This window comes from Streptomyces sp. NPDC028289, from assembly GCF_055565975.1.
In genome coordinates, this window is the sequence record NZ_JBVHTI010000009.1 from 20,663 (window position 1) to 35,257 (window position 14,595).

The 14,595-nt window shown below is 72.0% G+C and carries 11 protein-coding genes; 2 read left to right on the forward strand and 9 right to left on the reverse strand.

Annotated features, from left to right (window positions below):
* The 3 genes from ACZ4UV_RS39960 to ACZ4UV_RS39970 are packed head-to-tail and all read right to left on the reverse strand — an operon-like array spanning nt 1 to nt 3,226.
* A complete protein-coding gene (locus ACZ4UV_RS39960) occupies nt 1-1,275 on the reverse strand; it encodes a COG4705 family protein (protein WP_451021458.1) in 1,275 nt (424 codons plus the stop codon).
* 38 nt (nt 1,276-1,313) lie between these two features.
* A complete protein-coding gene (locus tag ACZ4UV_RS39965; RefSeq protein ID WP_451021459.1) occupies nt 1,314-2,582 on the reverse strand; it encodes a sensor histidine kinase in 1,269 nt (422 codons plus the stop codon).
* Nucleotides 2,573-3,226, reverse strand: coding sequence for a response regulator transcription factor (locus ACZ4UV_RS39970; RefSeq protein ID WP_390034710.1), 654 nt, complete (start codon nt 3,224-3,226; stop codon nt 2,573-2,575). Before ACZ4UV_RS39970 ends, ACZ4UV_RS39965 begins: the two co-directional genes overlap by 10 nt.
* 300 nt (nt 3,227-3,526) lie before the next feature.
* Here ACZ4UV_RS39970 and ACZ4UV_RS39975 point away from each other — a divergent pair, with 300 nt between their 5' ends.
* Nucleotides 3,527-3,955, forward strand: a complete 429-nt coding sequence (locus tag ACZ4UV_RS39975) for a BlaI/MecI/CopY family transcriptional regulator (protein WP_351498313.1) — start codon at nt 3,527-3,529, stop codon at nt 3,953-3,955.
* 4 nt (nt 3,956-3,959) lie between these two features.
* Nucleotides 3,960-4,985: a M56 family metallopeptidase gene (locus ACZ4UV_RS39980; RefSeq protein ID WP_467844857.1), complete on the forward strand. Its 1,026-nt coding sequence runs from the start codon at nt 3,960-3,962 to the stop codon at nt 4,983-4,985.
* Nucleotides 4,986-5,168: 183 nt separating this feature from the next.
* Here the strand turns inward: ACZ4UV_RS39980 and ACZ4UV_RS39985 are convergent, their stop codons facing one another.
* From ACZ4UV_RS39985 to ACZ4UV_RS40010, 6 genes are all read right to left on the reverse strand, one after another.
* Nucleotides 5,169-5,819, reverse strand: coding sequence for a phosphatase PAP2 family protein (locus ACZ4UV_RS39985; protein WP_451021461.1), 651 nt, complete (start codon nt 5,817-5,819; stop codon nt 5,169-5,171).
* Nucleotides 5,820-6,097: 278 nt separating this feature from the next.
* Nucleotides 6,098-8,554: a transglycosylase domain-containing protein gene (locus ACZ4UV_RS39990; protein WP_467844861.1), complete on the reverse strand. Its 2,457-nt coding sequence runs from the start codon at nt 8,552-8,554 to the stop codon at nt 6,098-6,100.
* A 70-nt stretch (nt 8,555-8,624) separates the two neighbouring features.
* Nucleotides 8,625-9,944, reverse strand: a complete 1,320-nt coding sequence (locus tag ACZ4UV_RS39995; protein WP_467844863.1) for an MFS transporter — start codon at nt 9,942-9,944, stop codon at nt 8,625-8,627.
* The gene (locus ACZ4UV_RS40000) at nt 9,941-11,152 is read right to left on the reverse strand and encodes a type III PLP-dependent enzyme (protein ID WP_467844865.1); all 1,212 of its coding nucleotides are present in this window, start codon (nt 11,150-11,152) and stop codon (nt 9,941-9,943) included. Before ACZ4UV_RS40000 ends, ACZ4UV_RS39995 begins: the two co-directional genes overlap by 4 nt.
* On the reverse strand, nt 11,149-12,858 hold the full coding sequence (locus ACZ4UV_RS40005; protein ID WP_467844867.1) for an IucA/IucC family protein: 1,710 nt from the start codon (nt 12,856-12,858) through the stop codon (nt 11,149-11,151). Before ACZ4UV_RS40005 ends, ACZ4UV_RS40000 begins: the two co-directional genes overlap by 4 nt.
* 37 nt (nt 12,859-12,895) lie before the next feature.
* Nucleotides 12,896-14,470 carry an IucA/IucC family protein gene (locus tag ACZ4UV_RS40010; RefSeq protein WP_451020859.1) on the reverse strand — a complete coding sequence of 525 codons (1,575 nt, stop codon included), beginning with the start codon at nt 14,468-14,470 and terminating at the stop codon, nt 12,896-12,898.
* Nucleotides 14,471-14,595: the final 125 nt, after the last annotated feature.

A 14,595-nucleotide genomic window follows, 5' to 3' on the forward strand; every position in this document is an offset into this window, starting at 1 on the left:
TCAGCGCATGTCCGTGAGGAGGGTGTTGAGTTCGGCCTCCTGCTGCGCCGCCGGCATCGGCGCGTTGGAGTGGTCGATGCCGAAGGTCTTCAGGACCTGGTCCATCTGGGCGTCGAGGAACGTCCAGCCGGTGTTGTCCAGCGGCTGCAACGTCGCTTGGTCGGCATCCCAGAGGTCTCGCAGGGACTGGGCAGCCGCGTGGGCGCCGGTCGCGTTCCCCGACTGTGCGTCCTTGAGCGAGGTCGATGCGAGTGCCTTCAGCGCGTCGACCTTCGCGGCCGGGAACTTCTTCACGGCCTGGCCGGGGGCGAGGTGAACGGTGGAGGTGGCGTCCTCCTCCGGCGCCGGGCCGACGTGCGGCCGGCCGTGCGCCCAGACCAGCAGGCCCACGGTGGCGACGGCGAGGAGGCCGAAGCCCGCCAGCGCGACGCGCTCCCTTCGGGGGTCGGCGGTGATCTGCGGGGTGTGCGTGGCGTCGTAGGTCTCGATCACGTCGGAGCGCGTCACCGTCAGGTAGATGACGGTCGCCAGGATCAGGCCGAGGAAGATCAGGCTGGTGGTGAAGGTGCCCAGCGCGAGACCGGTCGGCTCGCCCGGCTGGGCGACCTTCGGGGAGGCGAGCCAGTCGCCGATGTTGGCACCCAGCGGGCGGGTCAGGATGTAGGCGAGCCAGAAGGACAGCACCGGGTTCGCGCCGAACCTCCACAGCAGCATGATCGCCGCGATGAGGCCGAGCGGCAGCAGGACCGAGACGCCCGGGCTCCAGCCGGTGAGCTCGAGGGTCCAGTCGCCGGTCGCGGTGCCGAGCGCGAAGGTGACGAGAACGGTGAGCCAGTAGAACGACTCACGCGGCAGCGTGTTGACCGAGTGGATCGAGAGGGTGCGCTCGCGCAGCCACCACGCGCCGAAGACCACGGCGAGCAGGACCGAGAACACCGTGGTGCTGATCCACAGCGGCACGTTGAGCTGGTCGGTCAGGATGTCGGTGTACAGCGTGCCCGTGACACTGACAACGACCACGGTCAGCCAGTACGGGAACGGCACGTACCGCTTCAGCCGCAGCTGGACGCCCAGGACCACGACGAACACCGCGGTGAAGATCCAGGCCGTGTTCACCAGGCCGACGCCCAGCTTCATGTTGATCCAGTCGGCGAAGCTCTCGCCGACGGTCGTGCACAGGATCTTGATCACCCAGAACCAGACGGTGACCTCGGGAACCTTGTTCAGCATCAGCCGCCCACTGCGGCGTGTGCGGGCTTCGCTCGTCGTAGTCATGCGCCGAGGCTGGCCCGGCCAACCTGCACACAACCTGACTACGCGACCGCCTCCGCCGTGGGGAAGGTCACCTCGACGCGACCGTGGCCATCCGCGATCGCACGGACCGCCACTCCCGCGGACGCGGCGAGACGCTTGACCACGGCCAGCCCGAGACCGTGCCCGTCACCGCTGGTCACGCCCGCTTCGAAGACCCGGTCGACCTCTGCCGGATCGAACCCCGGGCCGTCGTCGAGGACATCGATCACGACGCCCTGGGGCTGGACGCGCCCCGTGACCCAGACGCGCGAACTCGCATGCCGCAGGCCGTTCTCCAACAGAGGTGACAGCACTGCCACGACGAGTTCGGTCGCCACGGCGACGTCGACGTCGGTCGGGACGGCGAGTTCGATGGAGCGACCGGCGATCGCCTGTCGCGCCGCCGCCCCGAGATCGCAGCGGGTACCGCCGTCGATCCGTGTCCGGGCGGCACCCAGAATCGTCGTGATCGCCGTGTTCAGGCGGTCGACCTCGGTCAGAACGGACTCCGGTGCCACCTGGTGACCGGAGAGCTGCGCCAGCTGTGCCTCGCCCCGCAGGGCCGTCAGGGGCGTCCGCAGCTCGTGGGCGATCTCGTCGGTGAGCCGGCGCTCGTCCGCGAGCGCGTTGTCCACACGGTCGAGCAGGCGATCGAGAGTCCGCCCGAGCTCCCCGAATTCATCCCGCGGAACTCCGAGGTCGAATCGGCGCCCGGGCTCGTGATCGCCCCAGTCGTCGGCGAGAGCGGCCATTTCGTGGACGACCCGCAGCGCACGGCCCACCACGAGGTGCGCGACGACGCCGGCGAGCAGGATCGCGATGCCGCCCAGCATGAGCGACATCGTCAGGCTGCGCTGCTCCGACGTCTCGTACGGCGTCAGATCCACCCGCACGACCACCATGACGTGGTGGCCTGCCAGCCGGATCGGCTGGGCGTACAGCAGGTGCCCGCCGACCGTGGTGGTCTGGGACTTTCCGGAGCCGACGAGTGCGTCGACGCGGTCGAGGACGCTGCCCGGCACGATTCCGTCGATGAGGTGCCCGTCGGCGTACACCCACGAGACCGTGTCCAGCGCTTCGTTGCCGCCCTCGATCAGCACGACGTGGCCACCGCGTACGGCTGCGTTCGCCGCCACGGCCTCCGCACGTGTGTGCGCCAGAGCGTTCGCGTCGGCGTCGGTCACCTGGCTCAGCAGCACGTGCGAGACCACCACGAGCACGGCGACCACCGCTGTCGCGATCAGAACCGCCAGCGCGACGACCCTCCCGCGGAAGCCCGTCACTCCCATCGATAGCCCACCCCGCGGACCGTCGCCAGGCGATCGGCCACGCCCAGCGCACCGAGTTTCGTCCGTAGCCGGCGCACGAAGGAGTCAAGGGTGTTGTCGCTGACCTGCGCGCCGTGCGGCCAGCCCGCGGCGACGAGGGCGTGGCGGCGTACCGCGTCGCCCTGCGAGGCGATGAGCCTGCCCAGCAGACGGAACTCGGTCGGCGTCAGGCTCTCGCTCGTCGAACCGTGGGTCACGACATGTCTCGCCGGATCGAGAACGACGCCCCTCGGTGGGGTCGTCGCGGTTGTTCTGCGCAGCAGGGCGCGGACCCTCACCAGCAACTCCGGGATGTCGAACGGTTTCGTCATGTAGTCGTCGGCGCCCGCCTCGAAGCCGCCCACTTTGTGATGCATGCCGTCCAGAGCGGTGAGCATCAGCACCGGGGCATCGACGCCACGGGCCCGCAGCGCCAAGCAGACATCGCGGCCATCGGCGTCCGGGAGCCCCAGATCCAGGACGACCAGATGAGGAAGCGGCTCAAGTCGCCGCAGCAGGCTGTCCGCGGTGGAAGCGACGGCGACCGTATGGCCGTCGTGCTCGAGCGCACGCTTGAGCACGTCACGGACCGCCGCGTCATCCTCACACACCACAATGAAAGCCACAGGCCGACCCCAGGTACTCCAGCGACAGTTCTCAGTTTTCTGGGCGGTCCCGCGTACTGGACGACTACAGGCACGGACCGGAAGGCTGCCCGTTTCCCGCGACGCCCCCACGGTACGCCCTGCCTCTACGTGACGTAGTAGCCGTTCGGGAATCGTCTGGTATCTCACATGTCGCCGGGCCCTCGGGCGGGACGGGAGAGGTGACGCCCTGGCACTCTCCCGCACGGGCACGTCCTACAACAAGTAGGACATGGGCGGGTAGCCTGTACGCGACGACGGCGAGGGAAGGCGGACGATGAGGTGACGGGCCAGGGAGACGAGGAAGCCCACGAGGCATCCGGCAGGCGGGCGCGCGGCCAGCTGGAGAGCGATGTACTCGCCGCGCTCTGGGCTGCGGACGGTCCGCGGACCGCGCGGGAAGTCCGGGAACAGCTGCCGGGCGACCTCGCCTACACGACCGTACTCACCATCCTGTCCCGGCTGCATGACAAGGGCATGCTGGTACGGCATCGCGAGGGCCGTGGCTATGCCTACGAGCCGGCCCGCGACGAGGCGTCGCACACCGCCCAGCGCATGCACTCCCTGCTGACGGGCGGCTCCGACCGTCAGGCGGTGCTGGCCCGCTTCGTCTCGGAACTGTCCGAACAGGACGAGCACCTGCTGCAGCAGCTGCTGTCCGGGCACGACGACGTCCTCCCCGAGAGCCGGCGCCCGCCCGGGAAGCGGTGAGCCGGTGCTGATCAGCGTCTACGTCCCGTTCCTCGTCACGGCGGCACTCGCCGTGCTCGCACCGCCCGTGGCGCACCGGCTGCCCCCGCGCCCGGCAGCCCTGGCGCTGGCCTGCGCCGCGCTGGTGACGGCGGCCGGATCGGCGGGATCCCTCGCCCTGCTGGCTTTCACCGGAGTGGCGCAGATCCCGCAGATCGCCGAGGAGGGCCGCTGGTCCGTGTCCGCGCTGCGCTCCCAGGACCCCGTCTATGCCGTGGTCGCGGCCGTCAGCACCCTGGTGCTCGCGGTGTGCGTCGTCTCCCTCGGCGTGGCCGCCGTCCGGCAGGGCCGCCACCTGCTCCGGGCCCGGCGGGAGTGTGCCGAGCTGGCCGGGCACACGGAGCTGGCCGTACTCGACGACGACGTCCCGCTGGCGTTCGCACTGCCTGGGGCGCCGGGCCGGATCGTCGTCTCCCGGGGGATGCTGCGCCGTCTCGATGGTGCCGAGCGCGAGGCACTGCTCGCCCACGAGCGGGCCCACCTGCGCGGGCGTCACCACGTCTTCCAGAGCGTGTGGCGGCTCACGGCCGCACTGAACCCGTTGCTGCGGCCGGTGGCCGTCGCGGGCAACTTCGTCCTGGAGCGCTGGGCCGACGAGGAGGCCGCCGAGCGGGTCGGTGACCGTACGGTCGTCGCCCGCGCGGTGGGCCGCGCCGCCCTGGCATCCGCCGGTGCGTCCCGTCCCGCCGCGCTGGCCGCGACCGGCGGAGTGGTGCCGCAGCGGGTACGGGCCCTGCTGGCCCCGCCGCCCGCCCGCCGGAGCCTGCCCCTGCTGGCGGGCGGTCTGCTGCTGGCCGTCTGCTGCGCGAGCCTGGCCAACGCCGCCTCGGACAGCGACCGCATGCTGGACAGCGCGCAGTGGGCGCTGTGCAGGGCACATGCCGACACCACCACCGCCGCGCCGACCGCCCACGACGGTGCTCCTGGGCACGGACCGGACGGCTGCTGTGCCGCCCCTGACCGTCCGGAGCACGGAGAGCGCCACTTCTGACCTGCCCGGCGCGCCGGTCCTCACCCCGTCGAGCGAGAGGGCCGGTCACGGGCGGGCGTGAGCCCGGTGTCGGCGCCCGGCCCGGCTACGCCGGGTCCGCGTCCACCGACACGGCCGCCACGACGAGAAAACCGCGGCCGCCGTCCTCGTACGCACCATCCGGGCGGATGCCGGTCGCGGTGATCAGGGGGCCGGCGCTGTGGTGACGACGAGCTGGGTCGTCAGCAACGGGCGCAGCGCCCCTTGGCTCAGGGAACCGACCAGCGGGGTGGCCCAGCGGGCCAGTGCCGAGCTGACGAGGAAGGCGACCGGGAGGGCGACGGCGGCGGAGCCGAGGACGTCGTGGGGGTAGTGGGCGCCGACGTAGACCCGGCTGAAGCCCTCCAGCAGGGCGAACACGGCGGCGACGGCGCTCAGCCGGCGGTCGAGCAGGAAGAGCGCTGCCACGGTCGCGGCGGCCACGGTGGCGTGCCCGCTGGGGAAGGCGTAGTCGGAAGGTGCCGGGCAGGTGTCGACCAGGTAGGCGTGGGGCATCGACCGGCAGGGCCGCACCTCCGCGACGAGCTTCTTGACGACCTCGGCAACGGCGAAGGCCGTCAGGACGGCGACCGGCGCTGCCAGCGCGACGGTCATCGCCCGCGGGTCACGGCGCCGTGCGGTCCACCAGCCCGCGATCATGAGGAGGGCGAAGACCCCGAGACCGAGGTTGGTCCACACCTCCATGGGCGTGTTGAGCCATTTGGTGTCACGGGCGAAGTCGGTGACCGAGGTGAACAACGAGCCGTCGACGCCGGATCCGTCGAGGGCCAGGTGCGCGGTGGCGGCCGCGGCCATGGGCAGAGGTCCTTCCGTCCTTGTGAGCGCGTCGAGTGCTCACGGGATGAGCGAGCGGCCATGGGGTCCGGGTTCTGTCACCGGTCGCTTCGCGCTTGCGAGGTGACACTCGAATGACGTGGCGACGACGCCAGAGTGACCGCCAGGCCAATTTACTACATCTTGTAGACACAGGGCCCCCTGCGCGAACACGGCGTCCCCGGCCTGCCCCGCGGGTGAACGCTCGGGCCGGGAACACGCCGCCCGGAACCGGCTGCGCTGCCGGTGTCCGCCCCCGCTCAGGGCCCGCGGCGGCCGCTTGTCGGCGCCGGTGTGGTGCTCGTCGGCGTGGGTGTGGGCGAGGTGCTGCCGCCGGTCGTGCCGCCGAGGAGGCCGCCACCGGTGCCGGCGGTGGTTCCGGTGGTGTCGGTCGGACTCGGGCTGACACAGTGCTTCCCGTGCCCGCGGCACGGTGCGGTGGTGGGGGTCGGGGTGGCCGGCGCGGTCGGGGTGGCCGGGGGTGTGCTCTGGGCCGCGGTGGCGGAGGGGGTGGGCGAGGGCGCGCCGTATTCGTCCGTGGACTGGCCCAGCGCGGGTGCGGGCGGGAACTGCTGGACGGGTTGTCCCTGGAGGGCGGCGGCCATGTAGCCGGTCCACACCTCGGTGGGCATGTCGGCGCCGAAGACCTTGGCGTAGCCGCCGACGCCCTGCATCGACTGGAGGCCGGCGTTCTTCGGGTCCTCCTTGAACATGCTCACGGCCGTGGTCAGTTGCGGGGTGTAGCCGATGAACCAGGCGGACTTGTAGTCGTCGGTCGTACCCGTCTTGCCGGCCGCCGGGCGGCCGAGGGCCTGGGCGTTGGTACCGGTGCCGTTCTTCACCACGTCTCGCAGGACGTCGGTGACGGTGTCGGCGGTCGAAGCCGGCATGGCCGTGGTGCCCTTGGGCTTGTCGAAGCCGGTCAGCTGCCGGCCGTCGGCGACGACCTTGGTCACCGAGTACGGCTCGTGCTGGATTCCGCCGTCGTCGAAGGTGGCGTACACGTCCGCCATCCGGATCGCCGACGGTGTGGAGGTACCGATGTAGAAGCCCGGGGTGTCGTACTGCAGGCTCGTGCGCAGGAGCCCCGCCTTCAGGGCCTCGTCCTCCACGTTGTGGTAGCCGACGTACTCGCCGAGCTGGACGTAGGGGGTGTTGACCGACTGCTCCATCGCCTTGCGCAGGGTGATGTAACCCCACTTCGTGGTCACGTCGTTGCGCTGGTGCAGGAGCCCCGTGGGGTCGTTCGCGTCCGGGAGCTTCTGGCCCTGCTGGTTCTTGATGGTGATGCCGTCGTCGCCGTCGAACTTCGAGGCCGGGGTGATCGGTGAGGCCGGCTGCCCCGGAGAGAGGACGGCGCCGTGGTCGAGGGCGGCGGCCAGGTCGACGGGTTTGAAGGTGGAGCCGACCGGCACGCCGGTCGCGTCCGCGTTGTCCGTCCAGTGCCCCTTGTTCCAGCCGGGCCCGCCGTACAGCGCGACGATCGCACCGCTCGACGGATCGATCGACGCCGCGCCGACCTGGACGTCCTTGTCGGCCGCGCGGTGCTGCGGATCGAGATGCTTCCGCTCCATCGCCGTGACGGACGCCGACAGGGCGCCGACCTTCTTCTTGTCGAAGGTGGTGTAGATCTGGTAGCCGCCGTGGCCCAGCTGCTGGTCCGTGAGGGACGTGTGGGCCTCGACGTACTTCTCCGCGGCCTGCACCAGGTATCCGGTCTGCCCGGCCATGCCCGCCGACGGCGCGTACGGCCTGGGCGTGGGGAACCCCGCCGCGAGGTACTGCTGTTCCTGGGCGCCGGTGATCTTGTGGATCTTGGCCATCCGGTCCAGCACGTACGTCCAGCGGGCCTTGGCCTGGGCCTTGGCCTGCGGGTCGCTGTCGGCGTGCATCAGCAGGCTCGGCTCGTTGACCGTGGCGGCGATGAAGGCCCCCTGGCTGACGTTCAGCTGGAAGGCGTGCACGTGGTAGTAGGTACGGGCCGCGGCCTCGATGCCGTAGGCGTCCCGGCCGTAGTAGCAGGTGTTGAGATAGCCCTGCAGTATCTGCTGCTTGGACAGCTGGCCGCCGATCTTCAGGGAGATCATGATCTCCCTGAGCTTGCGGGTGACCGACTGGTCCTGGCTGAGATAGGTGTTCTTCACGAACTGCTGGGTGATGGTGGACCCCGACTGCACCTCGCCGCCCGTGGCCATGTGGTAGACGGCGCGGAGCATGCCCTGCGTGTCGACGCCCGGATCGGAGTAGAAGGTGGCGTTCTCCGCGGCGAGGAAGTCCCACTGCACCAGCTTCGGCACCTGGGCGAGGTCGACGTTCTGCCGGTTGGTCGCCCCCTGGGTGGTCATCACCGAGCCGTCCGACCAGTAGTAGGTGTTGCTCTGCGCCTGGGTGCTGGGGTTCGCGCTGGGAATGGTCGTCGTGGCGTACGCGTAGCCGAACAGGCCCAGCAGGCCGGCGACGAACAGCAGGAAGGTGCCCGACACCAGCTTCCACGACGGCAGCCATCGGCGGAGGCCGCGTCTGCCCGTCCGCGGGTAGTCGATCAGGCGGCGCCGGCCGGGACGTCCGGCGTCCGTACGCCGCGTGCGCTCCGCGCGGCGGGCGCGCCCGCCGCGGGACTGCGCAGCCCTGCGCGCCGCGGCCCGGCCACCGTGGTGCATGCCGTCGGAGCCGGACGGTGTGGTCCGCCCCGGCGATCGGCGCCGGTGTTCACTCATTCTCGCCACTCCTCGGTCAGGGCCCCACCCCAACATCTCCTACATGTTGTAAGAGTAAGGCGTGCCCGCACTACGCCTGCGGCCGCCCCCTGGCCAGAGGCGGCAGCGAGCCGCCTTCGGAGGCCGCGACCCCGGTCTCGGTGCCTGCCCGCAGCGCTTCCACCCGCACGCGCCGCCGGTTTCGGTTCGCGAACAGGACGGAGAGCGCCGGCGCGGTGATGAGCGAGACGACGCCGCCCAGGACCAGGGTGAAGCGGGCTCCGAGAGCGTCGGACACCAGGCCGACCAGCGGTGCGCCGACGGGGGTGCCGCCGAGGAGGACGAGAAAATACACGGAAAGGACGCGGCCCCGCAACGGTGGGTCGGCATGGAGCTGGACCAGGGCGTTGGCGGTGGTGGTCACGGTCACCGCGGCACATCCGGTGACGAACAGCAGGACCAGGAACGAGCCGTAGCCCGGCATGAGGCCCTGCGCGACTTCCAGTGCGCCGAATCCCGTCGTGGCGGAGGTCAGCCGGCGGGCGGTGGGCGGCTTCCTGTGATGGGCCCAGTGGATCGCGCCGAGCAGGCTGCCCAGCGCGTAGGCGGCGGAGAGGCAGCCGAAGGCGGCGGCGCCCGTGTGGAACACCGTGACGGCGACGAGCGAGACGGTGACCTGGAAGTTGAGACCGAAGGTGCCGACGAAGGCGATGAGGCAGATCGGCAGGAGCAGTTCCGGGGTGGTGGCGATGTGGCGCAGTGCCTCGCGCGCTCGGGTGGGGCCCGGTCGCGCGCGGGCGGGGGCGTCCGGTGTGCCGGTGCGGATGGTGATCAGGCCGTAGAGGACGGCCAGGTACGAGGCCGTGTTCAGGAGGAACACCGGGCCGGTGCCGAAGGCGGCGACGGTCAGGCCGGCGAGGGCCGGGCCGAGGGCGCGGGCCACGTTGAACTGGGCGGCGTTCAGGCCGACCGCGCCGGCCGTCTGCTCGTGGGAGACGAGTTCGCAGATGTAGGCGTTGCGGGCGGGACTGTCCACGGCGGTGACGGTGCCGAGGGCGAAGGCCAGCGCGTAGAGGGACGGCAGGTTCACCGCTCCGGTCACCGTGAGCAGTCCCAGCAGGAGGGACTGGGCGGCCATCGCCGTCTGGGTCAGGAGCAGCGTCCGTCGCTTCGGATACCGGTCGGCCAGCACGCCTCCGGTCAGGCCGAGCAGGGTCTGCGGCAGGAACTGCAGCGCGGTCACGATGCCGACCGCGCTGCCGCTGTTGCCGGTGGTGTGGAGGACGAGCAGGTCCTGGGCGGCGCGCTGCATCCACGTGCCGATGTTGGAGACCAGCTGCCCGAGCAGGTAGCGCCGGAAGCCGGGGACGGCGAGCGCGTGCGTCGCCGGCAGGCGGAAGACCGCGTTCATGACATCTGACGGGCATACGTGCCGCCTGCGACGGGCGTGCCGGTGTCGTCGTCGTAGTGATGGAAGGTCGGGTGGGGGTGCATGAGGAACGCGTGGTGGGAGATGTTCCACGCGTAGGCGCCGGCCATGGCGAAGGCGACGCGGTCGCCGACGCGCAGCCGTTCGATCATGATCCGGCTCGCCAGGACGTCCTTGGGCGTGCACAGCTGCCCGACCAGCGTCACCGGCTCGTCCCGGACCTCCGGACGTTTCCAGGGCCGCGGCCAGGTCTCGTCGGGGATCACCTCGAAGGGCTGGTCGTGCTGTTTCGCGGCCGGGGTGCGCAGGTGGTGGGTGCCGCCGCGCAGTACGGCGAACGCGTGCCCCCGGCTGAACTTGAGGTCCAGGACCTGGGTGACGTACCAGCCGCAGTACGCGGTGACCGAGCGGCCGGGCTCGATCCGCAGGGTGAGGCGGGGGTGGCGGGCGAGGATCCGGCGCAGTCCGGCGCCGAGGGCGGGCCAGTCGAACACCCTGGGCGGATGCGTGTAGTCGACGCCCATGCCGCCGCCCACGTTGACTTCGCGCAGGTCCACTCCGCGATCGCGGGCCCAGCTCCCGGCCCAGGCGAGGACCTTGTCGACGAGCAGGAGATGGGGCTGGGCCTGGAGGCCGCTGGCCAGGTGGAAGTGGAGGCCGCGCAGCCGGACGCCCGGGACCGGCTCCAGCACCTCCAGGCAGCGGTCCAGTTGTGCGGGATCCATGCCGAACGGCCCGCCGCCCATGGCCAGGGCGACCCGGCCCACGTCGACGGGCAGGTTGACGCGCAGCAGGACGTCCACGGTCCGGTCGCCCAGCAGGGTGGCGAGCAGGCGGAGTTCGTGTTCGCTCTCGACGTGCAGGCGCTCGGCTCCCGCGTCCAGCGCGCGGCTGAGCTCCTGCGGTGTCTTGCCGGGACCGCCGAAGGCGACCGGTGCGCCCGGGACGGTGGCGCGGACGTGGTCCAGTTCGCCGCCGGAGGCCACCTCGAAGCCGTGGACGTGTCCGGCGAGGGTGCGCAGGATCCGGGGGTCGGAGTTGGCCTTGGCCGCGTACAGCAGCTCGACGCGGTCCGGCAGTGCGGCCCGGATCGTGCGGACGTGTTCGCGCAGACCGGGCAGGTCGTAGACGTAGGCGGGCAGCTCGTCGTCGGTCAGTTCGGCGACCAGGTCGTACGTCCCGGGCCTCACCGGACCACCTCGCGGGGGAAGTCCGCGCCGAGCGGGCTGGGCAGGGGCACGTAGGTCGCGTGCCGGTCGGCCTTGCGGGACCAGCGCAGCAGGAGGTTCGCCTTGGCCGGCAGCGGTACGCCGGACAGCAGGGCCCGCAGACGTGGCGGTTCGGCGGCGGTGCGGGCGTAGCCGGCGAGGTGGTCGCGGACCAGGCCCCACAGGGCGGGCTCCAGGGCCGGGTCGAGGTCGGCCAGGGCGCTGAGCATCTCGGCGGTGTGGTTGACCAGGAGGCAGTACGCGACCCGGTTCCAGCCGTGTTCGGCATCGTAGGTGAGGGGACCTCGTACGTCGTCCGGGAGGTCGGCGAGGGCCTGCCGGTGACGGCCGGGCAGGAGCTTGGTGCCCTCCAGGTCGCGGAAGAACATCTGCGCGGGCGTGCCGTCGGCCTCGACGCCGACGACGACGTTCTGCAGGTGGGGTTCGAGTACGACGCCGTGTTCGAAGTAGGCGGCCAGCACCGGCGGCAGCAACAGCCCGAGGTACGCGTCCCACCAGGCCAGGATGGAGCCGTCGCCGCGGGCGAGCAGCTGGGAGACGTGGGCCGCGCCGGTCGGGTACTCGTCGGCCACGGCGGCGGCGAGCAGGGGTGTGACCCCGGGCCGCAGGTGGTGGCGCAGGCCGGAGCGGACGATGACGCCGAAGCCCTCCAGGAGGGCGGTGTCGCCGGCCGTGTCGAGGGTGCGGTAGCCGGGCTCGGCCAGGAGCGCGCAGCCCGGGAAGCGTTCGGTGAGCCGGGCGAAGACGGGCTGGAGCAGCCGGTTGAGGGCGACGGCCCCGGACAGTTCGTAACTCGCGTGCTTGCGGACGCAGTTGGTGAGGCGGACGTTGAGGCTGAACTTCAGGAACACGTCGGTCTCCGGGGCGTACAGCGTCCGCACCGATGCGGTCGGCACCAGCTCCGGGCCGCCCGTGCCGGTGTCCACGACGTCCCCGGCGGCGACCGCCTCGCGCAGCCGGTCGTGGTCCTTCAGGAGCCGGTACTGCCAGGGGTGCACGGGGAGCACGGCGAACTCCGGGCCGGCCACCTGGTGCAGCGCGTCCAGCGTGTGCGGCTCGCCCTCCTCCCGTACGAGGTGGCGGCGCACGGCCAGGTAGCGCAGGGGGAAGCGGGTGCCGGTCTCCGGGCCGTACGCCAGCCAGTCCGCCGGGTCGCCGGTACGGGCCTTGGGCGTGGGGTGGAAACGGTGGCCGAACACCAGGGACTGCTCCGAGGCCACGTACGGGTCCGCGGCCGTCCGGCCGCCCGCCCGCTCCTCCAGTACGACGCGGATCGTCTCCCGGCTGTCCGCCACCTGGCCCAGGAACTCCTCGTTGGCCAGGCCCGTGCGCTGTTCCAGTTCCTCCTGGATGCAGTCGGCCAGCTCGCGCCAGTCCACGGTCACCCAGGCATCGCCGTCGAGCCGCTGCACGGAGCCCTGGAAGCGGTGCGCTCCGATCAACGAGGTCCGCCGCAGCGCGGCACGCAGCAGCAGGCCCCGGCGGGGCAGTCGTAGCAGGAGGTGGTCGTCGACGACCGTCACCTGGTGCTCGGGGGCGGACACCTCGCGGACCAGGCAGTTGAGCAGCGTGTGGGTCGTGACGAGGTCGGCCGTCCGCGACGGCTGCGCGGTCGGGGAGAGGACGGTGGTGGCGCCCTCGGTGTGGGGGGCCGTGTCGGTGGTCATGTGGTCGCTCCAGTGGGACAGCGGTCGGTGGCGGAGGTCAACGGGACAGCGCCAGGGGGTTGGGCACGGACGTCCACTGCGCGGCGCCCGGGTTCTCGGACAGGCGCATGGCGACGGTCGCCTTCAGCGGCATCGTGTCCCCGAAGAACGCGGCCGCGTCCTCCTGGTCCGGCAGGTCGGCGAAGACGCGGCGTCCGGCCTCGGCGACCGTGCCCCACAGCGCCCGTGGCTCAGCCGCCCGGGACCGGGCGAGGACGTCGACCAGCTCGCTGAAGACCCCGCTGACCAGGCCGCCGAAGAGTTTGGTGCGCAGCGCGCCGATGTCGTCGCCGGCGCGGGTGCCGAGCAGCGGCGGCAGCGTGAACCCGCACCGGGCCAGGCGGCGCGGGCTGACCCGTACGCCGTCCAGGTCCCGGTACAGCACCCGCACCGGGCGCCCGTCGCGCAGGACGACCAGGGTGTTCTGGCCATGGGCCTCCAGCGCCACCCCCATGGACAGCAGCGTCAGGGCCGGCGGCAGGACGAGGCCGGCGAGGTCCGCCAGCCAGCGCACCGGGTCCCCCGCCACCACGGCGGCGCCGGTCGCGTGCACGGCCGTGAGCGGTACGGCGATCTCCCCGGCGCCGAGGTGGCACTCGGTCGATTCCCGGATCATGGCCGTCAGGCTCGCGGAGGGCAGTCCGTCCACGCGCACCGAGCCACCGCCCAGCTCCCGCAGGACGCGCAGGCTGCCGCTGTGCCCGGCCTTGTCGAGGACGGCTGCGACCAGCTCGGACAGCGGGGGCCCGTCAGCGACCTCGGCCGCGGAGATGGTGCGCCGGTAGTTGGTGACCTGCACGTCGAGGGCGGTCTTGACGTGGCAGCCGGGCAGCGCGCCGAGCGGTGCGAGGGTACGCAGCGACAGCAGCGGGCGGGCCGGGATCGTCTCCTCCACGACGGCCAGGTCGCGGTGGTGGCGGAGCACGTGGTCCCGCTGCCAGGGGTGCACCGGCAGCAGGAACGCGTCGCCGTCGCGCAGTGCCCGCGGCCAGTCGCCGGCGCTCTGCCAGCGGTCGGCCGGGACCCGGACCAGGGCCAGCCGGACGACCGGGTGGTGTTCGGGCGCGTAGGCGAGCACGTCGGCGACGGACATGCCGGTGCGCGTCCGGCAGCAGGGGTGCTGCGGGTGGCCGTCGACGACCGCCTGCTCGGCATCCGCCGAGTCGGCCGGGGAGACCTTCCGGCCCGCGTTCGCGGCTCTGGCGAGGGCCAGGTTGACGACGCTGTTGCCGAGTTCGGCCGCCAGCCGCTCCGCCGCGGGGCTGCGCAGGCCCAGCTGTCCCAGCAGCCGGACCGGGTCGCTGATCGGCCCCTCCGGCCCCGACACGGCGAAGTCCCGCGGAACGTCGGCGAACGGCCGCGCGCCCGCCTCGGCCGCCGAGAGCGAACCGCCCCGTTGCAGCTCGACGACCAGAGATCCGGCCCCACGGCGACGCCTGGTCACACCGGGCAGGGGTTCTCGTCCGAAGGCGCCCCACAGGCGGGACAGCACGGTGGCGCGTGCTCCCGGGAGTGCGGTCGCGAAGGGCTCCACCAGGTCCGGGCGGACGCGGCGCAGTTCGTCGATGGGCATGCGGTGTCCCTGGTTCTCGCGGTGGGCGGGTGGTCCGGCGGTGCTCCGGTGGCACCGGCCGCCCGACCGACGCTACGGGAAGACGATCAAGGGAATTGCCAGAGCGAATACAGCGAGAGGTCCTG